General features: G+C 72.8%; 16 protein-coding genes. 5 read left to right on the top strand and 11 right to left on the bottom strand.

The features are described from left to right. The 3 genes from bioH to ACFQ2D_RS11640 all read left to right on the top strand — a co-directional run bounded on the left by bioH (position 1) and on the right by ACFQ2D_RS11640 (position 2,635). Entirely contained in the window at positions 1 to 765 is a 765-nt protein-coding gene (gene bioH / locus ACFQ2D_RS11650) for a pimeloyl-ACP methyl ester esterase BioH (RefSeq protein WP_280941182.1), read from the top strand. Continuing rightward, on the top strand, positions 762 to 1,685 hold the full coding sequence (bioC, locus tag ACFQ2D_RS11645) for a malonyl-ACP O-methyltransferase BioC (RefSeq protein ID WP_280941142.1): 924 nt from the start codon (positions 762 to 764) through the stop codon (positions 1,683 to 1,685). The genes bioH and bioC overlap by 4 nt, the downstream gene beginning before the upstream one ends. Positions 1,686 to 2,038: 353 nt before the next feature. Continuing rightward, positions 2,039 to 2,635, top strand: coding sequence for a hypothetical protein (locus ACFQ2D_RS11640; protein WP_280941141.1), 597 nt, complete (start codon positions 2,039 to 2,041; stop codon positions 2,633 to 2,635). A 174-nt stretch (positions 2,636 to 2,809) separates the two neighbouring features. On the opposite strand, the gene ACFQ2D_RS11635 is transcribed toward ACFQ2D_RS11640, so the two are convergent. Genes ACFQ2D_RS11635 through ACFQ2D_RS11620 form a run of 4 tightly spaced genes read right to left on the bottom strand, consistent with a single transcriptional unit; the run spans position 2,810 to position 5,954 of the window. Continuing rightward, positions 2,810 to 3,862, bottom strand: a complete 1,053-nt coding sequence (locus ACFQ2D_RS11635) for a glycoside hydrolase family 16 protein (protein ID WP_280941140.1) — start codon at positions 3,860 to 3,862, stop codon at positions 2,810 to 2,812. 37 nt (positions 3,863 to 3,899) lie between these two features. Further along, positions 3,900 to 4,325 carry a ketosteroid isomerase-related protein gene (locus ACFQ2D_RS11630; protein WP_280941139.1) on the bottom strand — a complete coding sequence of 142 codons (426 nt, stop codon included), beginning with the start codon at positions 4,323 to 4,325 and terminating at the stop codon, positions 3,900 to 3,902. A gap of 58 nt (positions 4,326 to 4,383) precedes the next feature. Continuing rightward, positions 4,384 to 4,950 (bottom strand): YdcF family protein, encoded by a 567-nt coding sequence (locus ACFQ2D_RS11625; protein ID WP_280941138.1) that lies wholly within the window; start codon positions 4,948 to 4,950, stop codon positions 4,384 to 4,386. Between the two features lie 38 nt (positions 4,951 to 4,988). Next, positions 4,989 to 5,954 (bottom strand): pyridoxal-phosphate dependent enzyme, encoded by a 966-nt coding sequence (locus ACFQ2D_RS11620; RefSeq protein ID WP_280941137.1) that lies wholly within the window; start codon positions 5,952 to 5,954, stop codon positions 4,989 to 4,991. 123 nt (positions 5,955 to 6,077) lie between these two features. Here ACFQ2D_RS11620 and ACFQ2D_RS11615 point away from each other — a divergent pair, with 123 nt between their 5' ends. Next, positions 6,078 to 6,752: a hypothetical protein gene (locus ACFQ2D_RS11615; protein WP_280941136.1), complete on the top strand. Its 675-nt coding sequence runs from the start codon at positions 6,078 to 6,080 to the stop codon at positions 6,750 to 6,752. A 506-nt stretch (positions 6,753 to 7,258) separates the two neighbouring features. Continuing rightward, entirely contained in the window at positions 7,259 to 9,187 is a 1,929-nt protein-coding gene (mnmG, locus tag ACFQ2D_RS11610) for a tRNA uridine-5-carboxymethylaminomethyl(34) synthesis enzyme MnmG (RefSeq protein WP_280941135.1), read from the top strand. A gap of 255 nt (positions 9,188 to 9,442) precedes the next feature. On the opposite strand, the gene ACFQ2D_RS11605 is transcribed toward mnmG, so the two are convergent. The 7 genes from ACFQ2D_RS11605 to ACFQ2D_RS11575 all read right to left on the bottom strand — a co-directional run bounded on the left by ACFQ2D_RS11605 (position 9,443) and on the right by ACFQ2D_RS11575 (position 17,603). Beyond that, complete coding sequence (locus ACFQ2D_RS11605) at positions 9,443 to 10,618, bottom strand: porin (protein ID WP_280941134.1); 1,176 nt, start codon at positions 10,616 to 10,618, stop codon at positions 9,443 to 9,445. Positions 10,619 to 10,809: 191 nt separating this feature from the next. Beyond that, on the bottom strand, positions 10,810 to 11,664 hold the full coding sequence (locus tag ACFQ2D_RS11600) for a TlpA disulfide reductase family protein (protein ID WP_280941133.1): 855 nt from the start codon (positions 11,662 to 11,664) through the stop codon (positions 10,810 to 10,812). Continuing rightward, a complete protein-coding gene (locus ACFQ2D_RS11595) occupies positions 11,661 to 12,788 on the bottom strand; it encodes an NAD(P)/FAD-dependent oxidoreductase (RefSeq protein WP_280941132.1) in 1,128 nt (375 codons plus the stop codon). The genes ACFQ2D_RS11600 and ACFQ2D_RS11595 overlap by 4 nt, the downstream gene beginning before the upstream one ends. Beyond that, positions 12,785 to 13,222 (bottom strand): thioredoxin TrxC, encoded by a 438-nt coding sequence (gene trxC / locus ACFQ2D_RS11590; protein WP_280941131.1) that lies wholly within the window; start codon positions 13,220 to 13,222, stop codon positions 12,785 to 12,787. Before trxC ends, ACFQ2D_RS11595 begins: the two co-directional genes overlap by 4 nt. After that, on the bottom strand, positions 13,219 to 13,698 hold the full coding sequence (locus ACFQ2D_RS11585; protein ID WP_280941130.1) for an OsmC family protein: 480 nt from the start codon (positions 13,696 to 13,698) through the stop codon (positions 13,219 to 13,221). Before ACFQ2D_RS11585 ends, trxC begins: the two co-directional genes overlap by 4 nt. A 21-nt stretch (positions 13,699 to 13,719) precedes the next feature. Then, entirely contained in the window at positions 13,720 to 14,361 is a 642-nt protein-coding gene (locus tag ACFQ2D_RS11580) for a Tll0287-like domain-containing protein (protein WP_280941128.1), read from the bottom strand. Further along, on the bottom strand, positions 14,358 to 17,603 hold the full coding sequence (locus tag ACFQ2D_RS11575; RefSeq protein WP_280941127.1) for an efflux RND transporter permease subunit: 3,246 nt from the start codon (positions 17,601 to 17,603) through the stop codon (positions 14,358 to 14,360). Before ACFQ2D_RS11575 ends, ACFQ2D_RS11580 begins: the two co-directional genes overlap by 4 nt.

Genomic DNA, 17,603 nt, shown 5'->3' with positions numbered 1-17,603 from the left:
TTGCGGATCGAAACGAAGGGGCAGGGGCCCGACCTGGTGTTGCTGCATGGCTGGGCCATGCATTCGGGCGTGTTCTCGGCGCTGGCCGAACGCCTGGCCGCGCGATTCACCGTGCACTTGGTGGACCTGCCCGGCCACGGCGACAGCCGCGACAGCAGCCTGCCGCTGGCGCTGGAGCCGGTGGTCGATGCGCTGGCCACGCGCCTGCCGCCGGCGCTGTGGGCGGGCTGGTCGCTGGGCGGGCTGTTCGCGCTGCATGCGGCGGCCACGCGACCGGCGCTGGTGCAGGGCCTGGCGATGGTCTGCGCCAGCCCCCGCTTCGTGCGCGGCGACGACTGGTCGCTGGGGATGTCGCCGGAGATCTTCCGCGGATTCGCCCTGGGCCTGCGCGCGGACTATCGCGCCACGCTGGAGCGCTTCATCGCGCTGGAGGCGTTCGGCTCGGACGATGCGCGCCACGAGATGCGGGTACTGCGCGACGAGGTGTTCGCGCGCGGCGAACCGGCCGCGCACGTGCTGGCCGACGGGCTGGCCCTGCTGGAAACCGCCGACCTGCGCGCCTCACTGCCGGCGCTGTCGATGCCGACGCTGTGGCTGGCCGGACGCCGAGACCGCCTGGTCGATCCGCGCGCGATGCAGGCCGCCGCGGAGCAGGTGCCGCAGGCGCGGGTGGTGGTGGTCGAACACGCCGGGCACGCGCCATTCCTCACCCATGCGGATGAAGTGGCGGCGGCGTTCGACGGGTTCCTGGACGTGGCGCGATGAACGGGCCCCGCGACCGCCTGTTCGACGCGCGCCAGGTGCGGCGCGCGTTCTCGCGCGCCTCGGCCAGCTATGCCTCGGCCGCCGTCCTGCAGCGAGAGGTCGAAGCGCGGCTGCTGGAATCGCTCGACCTGGTGGCGCTCGACACCGCGCGCCCGCGCGACTGGCAGCCCGCGCTGGTGCTCGACGTCGGCAGCGGCCCGGGCCACGCCGCGCAGGCCATGCGCCAGCGCTGGCCGAAGGCGCGCGTCGTCGCGCTCGACCTCGCATTGCCGATGCTGCGCGCGATGCCTGCGCGCAGCGGCTGGAACCCGCTGCGCCGCCAGGTCGACCGCGTCTGCGCCGACCTGCGCGCGCTGCCCTTGGCCGAGGGCAGCGTCGACGTGCTGTTCTCCAACCTGTGCCTGCAGTGGGTGGACGACCTGCCTGCGGCCTTCGCCGGCTTCCGCCGTGTGTTGCGCCCCGGCGGCGTGCTGCTGTGCTCGACCTTCGGCCCGGACACGCTGTGGGAAATGCGCGAGTCCTTCGCCCGTGCCGACGAGGTGCCGCACGTAAGCCCGTTCGCGACCATCGCCCAGTTCGGCGATGCGCTGATGCACGCGGGCTTCCGCGACCCGGTGCTGGACCGCGACGTGTTCGAACGCGGGCACGCCGACCTGGCTGGACTGATGCGCGAACTGCGCGCGATCGGGGCCACCAATGCCCTGCACGCGCGCCGGCATACGCTGACCGGACGCAGGCGCTTCGCCGCCGCGGCCGCCGCCTACGAACCGCTGCGCGGACCGGATGGCCTGCTGCCTGCCAGCTGGGAAGTGATCACCGCGATGGCCTGGGCGCCGGCGCCGGGCGCGCCGATCCGCGAAGGCGGGCACGAGGTCGCCAGCTTTCCGGCGAGCGGGATTCCGGTGCGGCGGCGGGGGTAGGGCAGCGCGGCTGCGTTGCAGGCCCCCACCCAACCCTCCCCCGCGCGCGGGGGAGGCTCAATGCGTCGCTTCGGCGCGCCCGCGAAACCCGCAGCCTGCTCGCTCCCCGCAAGCAAGGCGGGCTCGCAGCGCATCTGGGCGACGTCCCCATGCAAGGAGGGGCGGTACTCCCACCTCCGCTGTTTCGCACACGGAAGGGCCGAAGTCGTCCCCCCCGCCTGTGGCGTGAGCCTCGACGTTCAGCCCCCTCCCCCGCCTGCGGGGGAGGGTTGGGGTGGGGGCCACCGGCGCTATGGCACCGATTCACGCCGCGCGCCCTAGACTCCGTCCGGTCTAGTGTCCGGGATGTCCCGATGAAAGCCCTGCTCGCCGCCCTGTGCCTGGCCCTCGTTCCGTCGCTGGCCGCGCAGGCGCAGTCCTCGCGCATCGACCTGTCGGGCATCGATCCGATGCAGGTGCTGGCCGGCGCCAACGACGTGCTGGCGCGCGCGCCGGACGCCGACATCGACCGCCTGTTCAAGGCGGTGCACGCCGCCTCGCGCGACGAGCAGGAGGCGCGCGGGCTGTGCGCCCTGTTCGAGCCGGAGGCCGACCGCAGCCTGGCCGGTCTGCAGCGCGCGGCCAACGCCCTGGGCGAACAGAGCCGCCTGCGCTTCGTCGAGGCCGTCACCGCGGTCGCGCTCGGCGGCCTGCAGGCGCCGCCACGCGCCTGGGATCCTGCGGTCGGCGAGCAGGCGCTGAAGGCCGCGACCGTCACCGGCATGATGCTGCACGACGGTTTCCTGCTGGGCCTGTCCAGCACCGGCCGAGATGCCGACAGCCGCCGCGCGCGCTGCACCGCGTTCCGGCAGATGGTCGACGTGCTCGACGGGTTCAGCGTCGGCGACCGCGTCGCCGCCACCCGCTACCTGCTCAGCGAAGGCCTGGCGCGCTACGGCGCAGAACTCTGACGCCACCGTTCCCGCGGCCACGTCTCCCGTCACCGGGAGCGGCTCGTGGGTCGCGATCGATCGGGCATCGCCGGCGTCGTTGAAGCCGCCACCGTCCCGGACGGCGTACCCCGCGCGATGCGCAGGCACCCCGTCGCCCGTGGCCCGCCGCATCGACGATGCGGGCGCCGCTGGCTAACGCTGCGCCTCACGAAGACGCTGCGCCGGCGCCGGCGTCCGCCGCACCGGCACCGGCTGCGCCGCGCGGTGCACGCGCGCCTCCGGCGATGCGGCCGCGGCCGGCGTCGCCGCCTGAGCCGCCGCAGGCGTGCCGTTGCCCGGCGCCAGCGGCTGGCTGCCGGTGCGGCGATGCAGGACCACGTCCTGGTGCACGCGCACCCAGTCCACGTACAGGCGCTGCGGGAACTGGCTGCCGCTGTCCGGGCTGCCCGGCCAGCTGCCGCCGACCGCGACGTTGAGCAGCAGGAAGAAGGGCTGGTCGAACACCCAAGCGCCATGGGCCTCCACCTGCGCGCGCGTGACCGCATGGAACTGCACGTCGTCGACGAACCAGCGGAAGCCGTGGTCGTCCCATTCCACCGCATACACGTGGTAGTCCAGGTCGACCCGCCGGCCGAGGTCGTGGGTGCCGGTGAACGGCGTGGTCCCGCCCGAATAGCCCGGACCGTGCAGCGCGCCGTGTGTGAGCGTCGGCTCGGAGCCTACGTGCTCCATGATGTCGATCTCGCCGCTGAGCGGCCAACCGACCGTGGCGAAGTTGCCGCCCAGCATCCAGAACGCCGGCCAGACGCCCTGGGTCTGCGGCAGGCGCATGCGCGCCTCGATGCGGCCGTGCCGGAACTCCTGCCTGCCGCGCGTGACCATCCGGCTGGAGCTGTACTGGCAGGCGCCGTACCAGCACGACGCGCCCGCCGGCGCGCCGCGCCGCGCTTCGATCACCAGCACGCGGCTGCCGGCCAGGGTGTCGCACTGGATGAAGGCGTTGCCGCCATCGGTGTAGTACTGCAGTTCCTGGTTGCCCCAGCCGTGGCCCCCGGTCTCGAAGCTCCAGCTGGCCGCGTCGATCGTCTCGAACTCGTCGGCCCAGACCAGGACGCGGCTGGTGGCGGCCGGGACTGCCGCGGCGCGGCGCATGCCGGCATCCGAGGCGCAGGCCGGTGCGGTGGCCAGCATCGCCAGCAGCGATGCCACCAGCAGGCTGCGCCTTCGAGGCGTGGATCGGTGCATGCGTCGCTTCCCCCCGGTATGCGGCCGCAGCCGCGCGTCAGCGGACCTGCGCCAGCCAGGCCGACAGGTTGTAGTAGTTGCTCACGCGGGCGATGCGCCCGTCGCGGACCTCGAAGAAGGCGCCGCCGGGCAGCACGTAGCGCTGGCCGCGCGCCGGCGGCAGGCCCTCGTCGTTGGCCAGGTATTCGCCGTGTACCACGTACTCGGCCGCGACCCGCGCGCCGTCGGCGGTGGACATCACCACGACGTCGCGCAGCTGCTCGCGGTAGCAGCGGTCCATGCGCGCCATGAAGGCGGCGAAAGCCTCGCGCCCGGTCTCGCGCGGGCCCTCGTTGAGGTCGTGCGCCACGTCGTCGGCCAGCAGCGCCAGCATCGCGTCGCGGTCGCCGCGGTTGAACGCGGCGTAGTAGGCCAGCACCAGCTCGGTGCCGCGGTCGTGCAGGCGGTTGCCGTCGATGCGCATCGCGCGGGGTCCTGAGTGGCTCGCGCGGGCGCGCGACCCGGGGATCATAGCGCGGCGGCTAGTTCGGCTTGACGAACAGGTCGCGGTGGAAGAAGTAGACCTCGCGGGCGAGGAACTCCCAGCGGGTGCGGAACGAGCGGAAGCGGGTGGTCGGCGTCGGCGAGCCCAGCGCGTCGATGCCCAGGCCACGGCACAGCCGCAGGGCGCGCGCCATGTGCAGCGGATCGCTGACCACGATCGCGCGCTGCAGGCCGTTCTCCTGCATCAGGCGGCGCGCCTCGAACAGGTTCTGGTAGGTGGTCTGCGATATCGACTCGATCAGGATCGCATCCTCGGGCACGCCGGCCCGCATCGCGTAGCGCCGCGCGACCTGGGATTCGGCGAAGCGCGCGCCGCCGCCGCCGTAGCCGCCGGTGAAGATCAGCTTGTCCGCCAGCCCGCTGCGGAACAGGTCCAGGCCGTGCTCGATGCGCGCCTTGAACACCGGTGAGGGCACCGCGTCGTAGGCGGCCGCGCCCAGCACGATCACCGCGTCGGCCGGCGCGGCCTGGTCGCGTTCGCCGACCCAGTGGATCCAGTACGCCACCCCGCCCAGCCACAGCGCGCACAGCAGGGCCAGCCGCATCAGCAGCCGCGGCCAGCGCCTTGGCCGGGGCCTGCGCCTCACGCCTGCCCCCAGGGCAGGTGGTCAGGATCGACGTTGCCGCCGGTCAGCACCACGCCGACGCGCTTGCCTGCGAAGCGCGCCGGCTGCGCGAGCACGGCGGCCAGGGCGATCGCGGACGACGGTTCGACCAGCAGCTTCAGTTCGGCCAGCAGGCTGCGCATGGCGGCGACGGTCTCCGCGTCCTCGACCGCGACGACGGCCGGCGCGTGCGCTTGCAGGATCCGGAAGTTGGGTTCGCCCAGCAGCGCGCGCAGCCCGTCGCACAGGGTGTCGGGAGCGAACGTCGGCACGCGTTCGCCGCGCTGCAGCGAGTCGCGCGCATCGGCCGCGCCCGCCGGCTCGGCCAGCACCAGCTCGACGGCCGGCGCCAGCCCTGCCAGCGCGATGGCCGTCCCGCCGGCCAGGCCACCACCGCCGACCGGTACCACCACCGCGTCCAGCGCGGGCGCCTGCGACAGCAGTTCCAGTGCCGCGGTGCCCTGGCCGGCGATGACGCGCGCATCGGCGTAGGGATGCACGAGCACCGCGCCGGTGGCCTCCTGCACGCTGGCGCAGGTGGCTTCGCGCGCTTCCAGCGTGGCGTCGCAGCGGTGCAGGACCGCACCGAAGCCGGCGATCCGGGAGAGTTTCGTGGCGACCGCGCCGTCCGGGACCACCACGTGGCAGGGGATGCCGCGCAAGCGCGCGGCCAGCGCCAGGGCCGCGCCGTGGTTGCCGGACGAATGGGTGACCACGCCGCGCGCCGCGTCCTCCGCGTCGAGCGAGAACACCGCGTTGCAGGCGCCACGGAACTTGAACGCGCCGCCGCGCTGCAGCGGTTCTGCCTTGAACAGCAGTGCGCAGCCGGCAGCGGCATCGAGCGCGTCGGCGCGCAGCAGCGGGGTGACGGAAGCGTGCGGCGCGATTCGCGCGGCCGCCTCCAGTACGTCGTCCAACTGCGGCAGTGGAAAGGCGGCAGGCATCTCCCACAGACTAGCCGATCGCCCAGGGAGGTGTTCAGGAAGCACAATGGGCCGAGGGCAGGATTAAGCACGGATTCAAAACGCCGGGCCGATGCTGCTGTTCCGCAGGAACGGGGGCGCGCCATGATCCGCAAGCTGTTGATCCCGCTGGTGGCCGCAGCGGCGCTGTCGGGCTGCGCCAGCGACTACTACTACCGCGGCAGCGGCGGCGGCGACTACTACTACGGCAGCCCCGCCTATTCCGGGTACTACGGCGCACCCTACAGTTCGCTGGGCTACGGCCATGGCGGCTGGTACGGCGGCCTGGGGTACGGCTACGGCCATTACGCGCCCTATCGCCGCTACTACGGCTACGGCGGCTGGTACGGCTCGCCCTACTACGGCTACTCGCCCTGGCCGTCCTATTACTACCCCTATCGCCCGCGTCCACGGCCCCGTCCGGGTCCCGACGGGGAGCCGCCGGCGGCCGGCGTCGAGCGCGTGACCGGTGGCAACCTGCCGCCCCGGCGCCAGGTTATGCCCTCTCCGCAGCAGGCCGCGCCGGTCGCCCGGCCGCAGCGCCGGGAAATGTCGCAGCCGCTGCGCCGGCAGGCCCTGCCGTCGGGCCCCGCCGTGTCGCCGCAGCCGCGCATGCCGCAGCGCGCGGCGTCCCAGCCGCTGGCGCCCCGGATGGAGCGCCCGGCCCCCCGCATGGCCCCGCAATCGGTGCCGCGCGCCCAACCCCGCATGGAGCGGCCGGCACCGAGGATGGAGCGCCGCGCGATGCCTTCACAGCGTGACCGCCGTGCCGAACCGTAGGTCGCAAACCGCTTGCGCCGCGCGCGGGGCGGGTTCAAGCTAACCGCACTGACCGGTTGCGTCGGATTCCGACGTAATCAGGTCCAGAGCGACAAAGTTCCGCTTATGTCGACTCCCGGCGGGGGATACCGGATCCCCCCTGTTCCGCTCCCGCCGGGCGTCGGCGCCTGACGAGGCGCCGCCCCAGGGCGCGCCGGGCGCCCGCCACCGCGGGGCGCCAGAAAAGAATGGGGCCGGATGTCCCCCGACATCCGGCCCCTTTGCTTCCCCGGGTTGTGCTTGGCCAGCCCTGTTCCAATCTCCGGCCGCGCCCCCCAAGACGCTTGCCAGCCCGGGTGCAGGAAACAGGGTCGCAGGAAGCGTGCCAACCTTCCGCCACGACCTGCCTCGCCCGGCGCGGCGACGGCCCGGCCGCCCGCCACCTGCGCAGGCGGGCACACTTGCAGCGCCCGCCAGCGGGCCGGAACATGCCGCAGCTTTCCGCGCCTGCCGGCGCCAACGACCCCATGAACCGAGACTTCCATCGCTACGACGTCATCGTGATCGGCGGCGGCCATGCCGGCACCGAGGCCGCGCTGGCGTCGGCGCGCGCCGGTGCGCGCACCCTGCTGCTCACCCACAGCATCGATACGGTCGGCGCGATGAGCTGCAATCCGGCGATCGGCGGGATCGGCAAGGGCCACCTGGTGCGCGAGATCGACGCGCTGGGCGGCATCATGGCCCGGGCGGCCGATGCGGCCGGCATCCAGTGGCGCCGGCTCAACGCGTCCAAGGGTCCGGCGGTGCGCGCCACGCGGGCGCAGGCCGACCGCGCGCTGTACCGCGCCTTCGTCCGGCGCGTGGTCGAACACCAGCCCAACCTCACCGTGTTCCAGGCGGCGGTCGACGACCTCGTGATGGAGGGCGACGCGGTGCGCGGCGCGATCACCAACACCGGCCTGCGCTTCGACGCGCGGGCGGTGGTGCTCACCGCGGGCACCTTCCTGGCCGGCAAGATCCACATTGGCGAGACCCGCTACGCCGCCGGCCGCATGGGCGATCCGCCCGCGACCACCCTGGCCGCGCGACTGCGCGAGCGGCCGTTCGTCGTGGACCGGCTCAAGACCGGCACGCCGCCGCGCATCGACGGCCGCACGCTCGACTATTCGGTGATGCAGCCGCAGCCCGGCGACGACCCGCGTCCGGTGTTCTCGTTCATGGGATCGCGCGAGGACCATCCGCGCCAGGTGCCGTGCTGGATCACCCAGACCACCGGACGCACGCACGAGATCATCCGCGCCGCGCTGCACCGCTCGCCGCTGTATTCGGGCCAGATCGAGGGCATCGGCCCGCGCTATTGCCCGAGCATCGAGGACAAGGTGGTGCGCTTCGCCGAGAAGGCCAGCCACCAGGTGTTCGTCGAGCCCGAGGGGCTGGACGTGGTGGAGATCTATCCCAACGGCATCTCCACCTCGCTGCCGTTCGACGTGCAGCTGGAGCTGGTGCGCTCGATCGAAGGCTTCGGCCAGGCGCACATCACCCGCCCCGGCTACGCGATCGAGTACGACTTCTTCGACCCGCGCGGCCTGCGCACCTCGCTCGAGACCAAGGCGGTGTCGGGCCTGTTCTTCGCCGGCCAGATCAATGGCACCACCGGCTACGAGGAGGCCGCGGCGCAGGGCCTGCTGGCCGGCGTCAACGCCGCGCGCTTCGTGCGCGACCTGGCGCCGTGGTCGCCGCGTCGCGACCAGGCCTACCTGGGCGTGCTGGTCGACGACCTGATCACCCACGGCACCTCCGAACCCTACCGGATGTTCACCTCGCGCGCCGAGTACCGCCTGCAGCTGCGCGAAGACAATGCCGACCTGCGGCTGACGCCGGTCGGTCGCGAGCTCGGACTGGTGGACGACGCGCGCTGGACGCGGTTCGAGGCCAAGCGCGAGGCGATCGAGGGCGAGACGCGGCGCCTGGGTGCGCTGCGCGCCTCGCCCGGCAACGCCGCATCGCGCGAGGCGGCGGCGACGCTGGGCATCGAACTGAGCCGCGAGGGCAGCGCGCTCGACCTGCTGCGGCGGCCCGAACTGGACTACGCGAAACTGGCGTCGCTGGATGCGTTCGCGCCGGAGATGCCGGTCGCGCCCGAGGTCGCCGAACAGGTCGAGATCGAGACCAAGTACGCCGGCTACCTGCAGCGCCAGCGCGAGGAGATCGCGCGCGCGCAGCGCAACGAGTCCACGGCCATTCCCGATGGCTTCGACTACACCCAGGTGCGCGGCCTGTCGGCCGAGGCCATGCAGAAGCTGTCGCGGGTGCGCCCGCAGACGGTGGGCCAGGCGCAGCGCATTCCCGGCATGACGCCGGCGGCGATCTCGCTGCTGCTGGTGCACCTGGCGCGACGCGGGCCCGGTGCGCGGGTTGCCGAGGTTGGATCCGTGCCGGCGGCCGCGGGACGCTGAACCGCTGCGCGTTCTGCATCGGGGCGGGGAAGCGGCAAACGCCTCTTGCCAGGATCGACGCCGGATTGCGATCTCCCCGCCCGCGGCGCGTGGCCTTGCCGTGCGTCACGGTTGCCTGTCGCTGCCGATGAGCTGCGCCTGATCGCCGACGCCCAGCGCGGCGCTGCGATGCGCCTGCCGCGCGTGGCGAGTGCGGGGCGCGGGTGTTGCCCGTGCCACCAGCGAAGTCGCAACGGCGCAAGCAGCCGGCGCCGCTCAGAATTTCCAGGTCGCGCGCAGGTAGAGGTCGTTGTCGCGGCGCGGTCGCACGGCGGTCGCCGGCAGGTCGATCTCCTCGCGCTGCCGGTAGCGCGCGTCGAACTGCCATTCCTTCGACGGCTGCCACACCCAACGCGCCTCCAGCAGCTCGTCGTTGGGCCGGAAATCGCTGGAGATCAGCCAGCCGTCGGCGACGCGCCCGTAGACGATCCCGAGGTCGTGATCGGGCAGGAGGTCCATGAAGTTGAGCGAGGCCTGCCATGAGAGGCCGTCGGCGCTGCCGGTACCGGAATTCACCGCTTCGCGGCGTGGCGTGTCCGGTGCGTAGCCCAGTTCGCCGCCCAATCGCAGCTTCGTGCCGCCCGCTCCCAGCGGCCACTGCGCGGTGGCCTTGGCGGTGACGGCCAGGTAGTCCTGCGTGCGCGGATCCGCGACGCCGTCGGGATGCAGCGCCGACGGCAGCCAGTTGAGCGTGACCACGCGCTGCACCAGCGGGCCGATCGCGGTCTTCGATTCGGCCACCGCCAGCACGCCAACGCGCGAGTCGCCGTCATCGAATGCCAGCGGGCGGCGCAGGGTGCCGGTCGGACCGCGGCGATCGTTGTGGCGCAGCACCAGGTGCGTGGTCCAGTCGTCGCTGGCGCGCCACTGCAGCCAGGCGCCGTCGGTCCAGGTGACGTCGAAGTTGGGGCTGTCGTTCTGGTCGAGCGACTTCTTCATCACGTCGTCCAGGCCCCAGGCGGCCTGGAAGCGTCCGACGCGGAAGCTCCAGGGCGATTGCGCCGGGCGGTATTCGAGGTAGGCCTCGTCGATCGTGGCCTGGCCGTCCTCGAGGCCGGCGGGGCCGGGCGCGTAGGTGCGCATCCAGAACTCCTCGTTGTCCTGGTCGCTGTCGAGCCGGGCCGCGACGCGGCCGCTGACGTGCCAGCCGCCGCCGAGGTCGCCGCGCAGGCGCAGGCGCAGGCGGGCGCGCAGGCTGTCGGCGTCGGACTCGGCGCCGCTGCGGGCACGGGTTTCCGAAGCGACGTAACCGAAGCGCACGTCGCCGCTGGTCTTCCAGGACTCCTCGGCGTGGACGCCGCCGGCCGCCAGTACCAGCACCATCGCTGCGGCAAGCGGGTGACGGGCGCGGGTCATGGACCGCGACCCGGGATTGGCGCGACGGGTACGCATGGCAAGCCTCCTTCGGGCCGGATCATGCGCGCCAGTTTGCGCGCCGACACGGGGCATGTCCTTGACCCCGATCAACCCCTGCCGGCCCGCGGCCTGCCACCGCACTCGATGATTCGGGGGCGCGGACATGACGCACGCCGGCGGGCCCGTCGCGCGGCACCGCGCCGTCGGCTTGTCCGAAGGCCGTGGTTTCAGTGGCTCCGTGGCGCGGCGGCCGCGCCGGCCGCCATGCCAAAGCGCTTCTGCAGCGTGCTGGCCAGGCTGGCCCGGGTGAGTTCGCCCATGTGGGTATCGACCAGGCGGCCGTCGGCGTCGAAGAACAGCGTCGTCGGCAGGCCGCGGGTGCCCGTTTCCAGCATCGCCTGCGATTGCGGATCGAGCAGGACATGGTCGAGTTCCAGCCCGGCGGCATCGAGGTAGTCGCCGATGGTGCCGCGGTCCTCGCCCTGGTTGGCCAGCACGAAGACGACGTCCGGCCAGCGCCGCTGCGCATCGGCCAGCACCGGCATCTCGCGCCGGCAGGGCGGGCACCAGGTCGCCCACAGGTTCAGCACCATCGGCCGACCCGAGAGCGCAGCGAGCGTGGTCGGTTCCCCGTCGAGCGTCGCCAGTTCGAAGGCGGGCAGCGGCGGCGCGGCGCGCTGCATCATCGCCAGCAGGCCGCCGAACACGGCCCAGGCCAGCATGCCTGCGGCGATGCCGGCCAGCAGCGGGCGCCGCAGCGGTCGCCGCTTCCCGGTCCGCCACCAGGCGAAGGCCGCCGCCGCAGGCAGACCCGCCCACCACAGGAAGCCACCGTCGCCGATGGCGATGATCGACCTGGGCGCTGCCATGTATTCCGGCCACCACAGCAGCACGTAGCCCAGTCGCGCGGCGAGCAGGCCGACCAGCACCGCATCGACGAACAACGCCACCGCGATCCGGTGCGGACAGGCCGCCGCCGCATCGGGCAGTCGCCGTGCCCAGGCGCGCACCACCAGCCAGCCGACGATGGTGGCCGCCGCGGCGATCACCGCGTGCATCGGGAACGGACCCAGGCCGCTCACCGGTAGGCTTTCAGGTAGCGGGCCTCGAAGCGCTGCTTGAGCCAATGGAAGACGCGCATGCGCGGCAGCGCCAGGTTGCGCCTGCCGCTGCGGTACACGAGCATGCCGCTGTCGAGCGCATCGACGATGCAGACCAGTTCGGTGCGGAAGCCGTGCGCGGCTGTCTCGCCGCGCAGTTCCGCGGCGATGTTGCGGGCGACCGCGTCGGCCTGCAGGTCGGCCTGGTGCGCCTGCTTGGCCATCCAGTCCGGTCCCGGGTAGCTGCCGGCGTCGCCGGCGACGTACACCTGCTCCAGGCCCGGCACCCGGCACGACGCATCGGCGGCGACGAACCCGCCCGCCGAGCGCGGCAGCGCGCTGCCGTCGAGCCAGGCCGGGCCGGTGAGTCCGGGCATGAACAGGATCAGGTCGGCATCGAATCCGCCGCCTTCGGTCACGACCCTGCCGGGTTCGAAGCGCAGCGGCTTGTGGCCCAGGTGGGTCTCGATGCCCAGCGCCCGCATCCGCGAGAGCATTTTCGCCACGGCGGCGGCGCCCAGGCGCTGGCCGGGCTGCGTCGCCGGGTTGAAGAACACCAGCCGGAACCGCTCGCGCCGGCCCTGCCGGCGCAGCAGGGTGTCGATGCCGAACAGGAACTCGAACATCGGCCCGCCGCGCACGGCACCCGGTTCGTCCGGATTGCTGGCGAAGCCGATGGCGATCGTGCCGCCGTCCATCGCCGCAAGGCGGTCGCGGATCGATTCGGCCGCCTCGATGCCCTCGCAGGGAATGATGGCGTGCTCGATGCCCGGCAGCTTGCGCAGGTAGCGTCCGCCGGTGGCGATGACCAGCACGTCGCCGTGCACTTCCCCGGTATCGGTCATCACGCGGCGCCCGCCGTCGGCCACTTCGAGCACGCTGCCGCGATGCCAGTGCACCGCGTGGCGCTCGAAGAAGCGCGCCAGCGGGATGCGCAGGTCTTCGCCGCTGCGCTCGCCCGAGGGCAGCCAGATCAGGCTCGGCAGGTAGACCAGCTCGTTGCGCGGCGACACCACGGTCACCGGTTCGCGCACGCCGAGCGCTCGCAGGCGGCGGATCGTGGTGAGCGCGGCGAAGCCGCTGCCGAGGATGACGATCCGCGTCATGCGGCGTGTTCCCGCGCCCAGCGCACGATCTCCGCCGCCGGCAGCGCGCCCGACACGCGTGCCAGCTCGCGGCCGCCGCGGAACAGCGCCAGCGTCGGAATGCTGCGGATGTCGAAGCGCGCGCCCAGGTCGGGCTCGGCCTGGGTGTCGAGCTTGCCCAGGCGCATCCGCGGCTCCAGCTGCGCGGCGGCGGTTTCGAAGTGTGGCGCCATCACCCGGCAGGGGCCGCACCATGGCGCCCAGAAGTCCACGAGCAGCGGCAGGTCCGAACGGCTGGCGTGCAGGTCGAAGTTGCCGCGGTGCAGTACGACCGGGCGCGCGGCGAACAGCCGCTGGTGGCAACGGCCGCAGCCGGGAGCGTCGCCAAGCCGCGCTTCGGGCACCTGGTTGAGCGCGCCGCAGTGGACGCAGGGGATCTTGAGCGCGGCGCTCACGACCCGGCCTCGAAGCTCTTGTCGCCCAGCAGCACGCGGCCCTCGCCGTCGACCACGGTGACCGCGACGTCGATGCCCTGGCGCACGCTCTGGGTGACCACGCAGAACTCCTCGAACTGGGCCAGCACCCGGTCCAGCGCGCGGTAGTCGGCGTTGTGCCCGGGCAGGTGCAGGGTCACGGCCGCCGACGGGATCCGCCAGCGCCCCTCGGCGTTGCGCTGCGGCACGGCGGTGATTTCGGCGGTCAGCGGCCCGGGCGTGTTGCGCTGCTTGCGCAGCGCGAACAGCAGGCTGGCGACCAGGCAGTTGGCGACCGCGGCCAGCAGCATGCGCGAGGGGTTGGGCCCCTGGTCCTGCCCCAGCGGCGGCGACTCGTCGGTGAGCAGTGGTTCGAGCGCGGTGTCGTGGAACTGCACGCGGAAGGCGTAGTCGCCGTCCTGCGCGAGGCTGATGCGGATGGGGCTGTCGATGCTCATGCGTCCTCCTGTGGCCGCCGGTCAGCGCGCCGCGGCCGGGACTTCGACCCACAGCGCGCCGCGCAGGTCGCCGACCGAGAAGCCGGTGGCGTCGTCGTCCGGGTAGCGGGCGGCGAGGGCCGCCTGCACGTCCGGCGCGAGATGGCTGCCGTGGCAGGCCAGGCAGCCGGGTTCGGTGGCGATGCCGCGCATCATGCGCAGCGCGACGCCGTCTGGCAGCCCGTCGCGGATCACCGCGACCTGCTCGCCGGCCGGGGCACCGTCGGCCACCGCCCGTGCGAACGCGTCCAGCGGCGCGCGCTGCCAGTCCGCGGCGGCGTGGCCGGGATTGCGGTTGCGGCCCGGCACGGCGACGCGGCCCAGGCGCACGTCGTGCGTGGCCATCACGTCGGCGGCGATGCGTGGCGCGTCGTCGTGGCAGACCCCGATCGCGGCGACCGGCCCGCCCGCCTGCATCGCGCCCTGCAGCCGCTCGCGCAGGCGCGTACTGAACGCCATCGCGGCCGCGCGCGCGCGGGTCGCGTCCGCATCGCCGGCCGCCTGCGCGGGCGCGGCGGCAGCGCTGGCGGTGGATGCGGCGGGCGCCGGCTCGTGCGCGCAGGCGGCGAGTGCCGTCGCGGCGAGCAGGGGCAGGAGTGCGCGGAGCGGCAGGTGCAGTGTCATGGCGTGGCCTTGGTCGGGCGGCTGCGCGTGAGCAGCGAGTAGTACAGCAGGGGAATGACAAGCAGCGTGAGCACGGTCGAGACCAGGATGCCGAAGATCAGCGAGATCGCCAGGCCGTTGAAGATCGGGTCGTCGAGGATGAAGAACGCACCGCCCATCGCCGCCAGCGCGGTCAGCGCGATCGGCTGCGCGCGCACCGCGCAGGCGTCGACCACCGCCTGCGCCGGCGTGCGCCCGCGCGCCAGTTCGTGGTTGATGAAGTCCACCAGCAGGATCGAGTTGCGCACGATGATGCCGGCCAGCGCGATCATGCCGATCATGCTGGTGGCGGTGAACTGCATGCCCAGCAGCGCGTGTCCCGGCATCACCCCGATCACGGTCAGCGGGATCGGCGCCATGATCACCAGCGGCACCGCGTAGTTGCGGAACCAGGCCACCACCAGCAGGTAGATCAGCACCATGCCCGCCGCATAGGCGATGCCCATGTCGCGGAAGGTCTCGTAGGTGATCTGCCACTCGCCGTCCCACTTGACCGCATAGCCGGCGGTGTCGGCCGGCTGGGCGATGTAGTGCTGCGACAGCCGCTGGCCCGCGACGGCGTGTTCGTCGAGCTGTCCGACCAGGTCGAACATGCCGTACAGCGGGCTGTCGGTCGCGCTGCTCTCGTCGCCCATCACGTAGACCACGGGCAGCAGGTCCTTGTGGTGGATGGCGCCGTCCCAGGCCTGCGTGCGCGGCTGCACCAGCTCCGACAGCGGCACCAGCTGGCCGTCGCCGCCGCGCACGCGCAGCGCCAGCACGCCGTCGAGCGTGGCCTGGTCGGCCACCGGCAGGCGCAGCCGGATCGGGCGCGGGTACTTCGAGCTGCCGTCGATGAGGTGGCTCGCGTTCAGGCCGGACAGGCCGGCAGCGATGGTGTCGGCGATATCGGCCTGCGACACGCCCAGGCGCGCGGCACGCACGCGGTCGATCGCCAGCACTTCGCGCGCGGCGTCGGCCTCGACGCTGCTGTCGACGTCGACGATGCCGTCGGTGGCGAGGAAGCGCTGCTCCAGCGCGCGGCCGATCGCGCGCTGTCGCGCGTAGTCGGGTCCATACACTTCGGCCACGATCGGCGAAAGCACCGGCGGGCCCGGCGGCACTTCCACCACCTTCACCGACGCCCCGTGGCGGCGCCCGACCTCGGCGACCTGCGGGCGCAGCGCCACGGCGATGTCGTGGCTCTTGCGGTCGCGCTCGCGGCGGTCGACCAGGTTCACCTGCAGGTCGCCGACGTTGGCGCCGGCGCGCAGGTCGTACTGGCGCACCAGGCCGTTGAAGTTGATCGGCGCCGCGGTGCCGGCATAGGCCTGCCAGTCGCGTACCTCGGGCACGCGCTCGATCACCGCCGACAGCTCCGACAGCAGCGCGCTGGTGTCTTCCAGGATGCGGCCTTCGGGCAGGTCGACCACGATCTGCAGTTCGGACTTGTTGTCGAACGGCAGCATCTTCATCACCACCAGCCGGAAGCCGGCCAAGCTCGCTGCCAGCACCACGAGCAGGGCCATCGCCGCGAACAGCCAGCGGCGCCGGCGCGCGCCGCGATCGGCGGACAGGAAGGGCGTCATCAGCCGCTCGAACAGGCGGTGCAGGCGCGCGGCCATGGTGCCTTCAGCGTGGCCCTCGTGCTGGCCGGCGCCGGCGGCCACGTGGCCCTTGAGCAGCTTCAGCGACAGCCACGGCGTGACCACCAGAGCGATCGCCAGCGACAGCAGCATGCCCACCGAGGCGTTGATCGGGATCGGCCGCATGTACGGTCCCATCAGGCCGCTGACGAAGGCCATCGGCATCAGCGCCGCGATCACGGTGAAGGTGGCCAGGATGGTCGGGCCGCCGACCTCGTCCACGGCCGGCGGGATCGCCTCGCGCAGGGTCTTTCCGCCGTGGGCCATGTGCCGGTGGATGTTCTCCACCACCACGATGGCGTCGTCGACCAGGATGCCGATCGAGAAGATCAGCGCGAACAGCGAGACGCGGTTGAGGGTGAAGCCCATCGCCCAGGAGGCGAACAGGGTGGTGGCCAGGGTCAGCACCACCGCGCTGCCGATCACCAGCGCCTCGCGCCGGCCCAGCGCGAACAGCACCAGCAGCACCACCGAGCCGGTGGCGAACACCAGCTTCTTGATCAGGGTGTGCGCCTTGTCGCTGGCGGTGGCGCCGTAGTCGCGGGTGACCTGCACCTCGATGCCGTCGGGGATCAGCTGCCCGCGCAGCGCCTGTACGCGTTCGCGCGCGGCGCGGGTGATGTCGGCGGCGTTGCTGCCCGGCTTCTTGGCGATCGCCAGCGTGACCGCGGGAGCCGTGCCCGTGGCCGGACCGTCGCGCCCCGCCGGGGCGCCATGCCAGACGTAGCTCGCCGGCGCGTCGGCGGCATCGCTGACCCGGGCGACGTCCTCGAGCCGCACCGGCTGGCCGCCGGCGACGCCCAGCACCAGGCCGGCGACTTCGTCGCGGTCGGCCAGGAAACTGCCCGAGGTGACCTGGACCACGCCGTCGACGCCGATGCGCTCGCCGGCCTGGCGTGCGAGGTTGGCCGCCTGCAGCGTGCCGGCCAGGTCGGTCACGGCCAGTCCGTGGCTGGCCAGGCGCGCGGCATCGAGTTCCACCATCACCGCCCGCTCGGGTGCGCCGATGGTGAACACGTCGCGGGTGCCGGGGATGCGCTTGAGTTCGGTTTCCAGCGTGTGCGCGACCGCGGCGAGGTCGCGCGCCGAGCGCGCCGGGTCGTCGGTCCACAGCGTCAGCGCCATCACCGGCACGTCGTCGATGCCCTTGGGCTTGACCACGGGCTGGCCGATGCCCAGGCCCTGCGGCATCCAGTCCTGGTTGGAGAAGACCTTGTCGTACAGGCGCACCAGCGCCGGCTGGCGCGCCACGCCAACCTCGAATTCCACGGTCAGCACCGCCATGCCGGGACGGCTCACCGAGTAGGTGTGCTTGACCTGTTCGATCTCCGCGAGCACCTGCTCCAGCGGCCAGGCCACCATCTGCTCCACCTGGCGCGCGTCGGCGCCGGGGAAGGGCACGATCACGTTGGCCATGGTCACGTCGATCTGCGGCTCTTCCTCCTGCGGCGTGACCAGCACCGCGACGATGCCCAGCAACAGCCCCAGCAGGGCCAGGACCGGCGTGAGCGGGTTGGCCTGGAAGGTCGCGGCCAGGCGTCCGGCAAGCCCCAGGCGTGCGCTGTCGTGGGCCGCCAT

The sequence above is a fragment of the Luteimonas composti genome (assembly GCF_042678665.1).
GTDB classification, from domain to species: domain Bacteria; phylum Pseudomonadota; class Gammaproteobacteria; order Xanthomonadales; family Xanthomonadaceae; genus Luteimonas; species Luteimonas composti.
The sequence above is the reverse complement of the archived record's forward strand: the minus strand, read 5'-3'. Positions and strand labels throughout refer to the sequence as shown.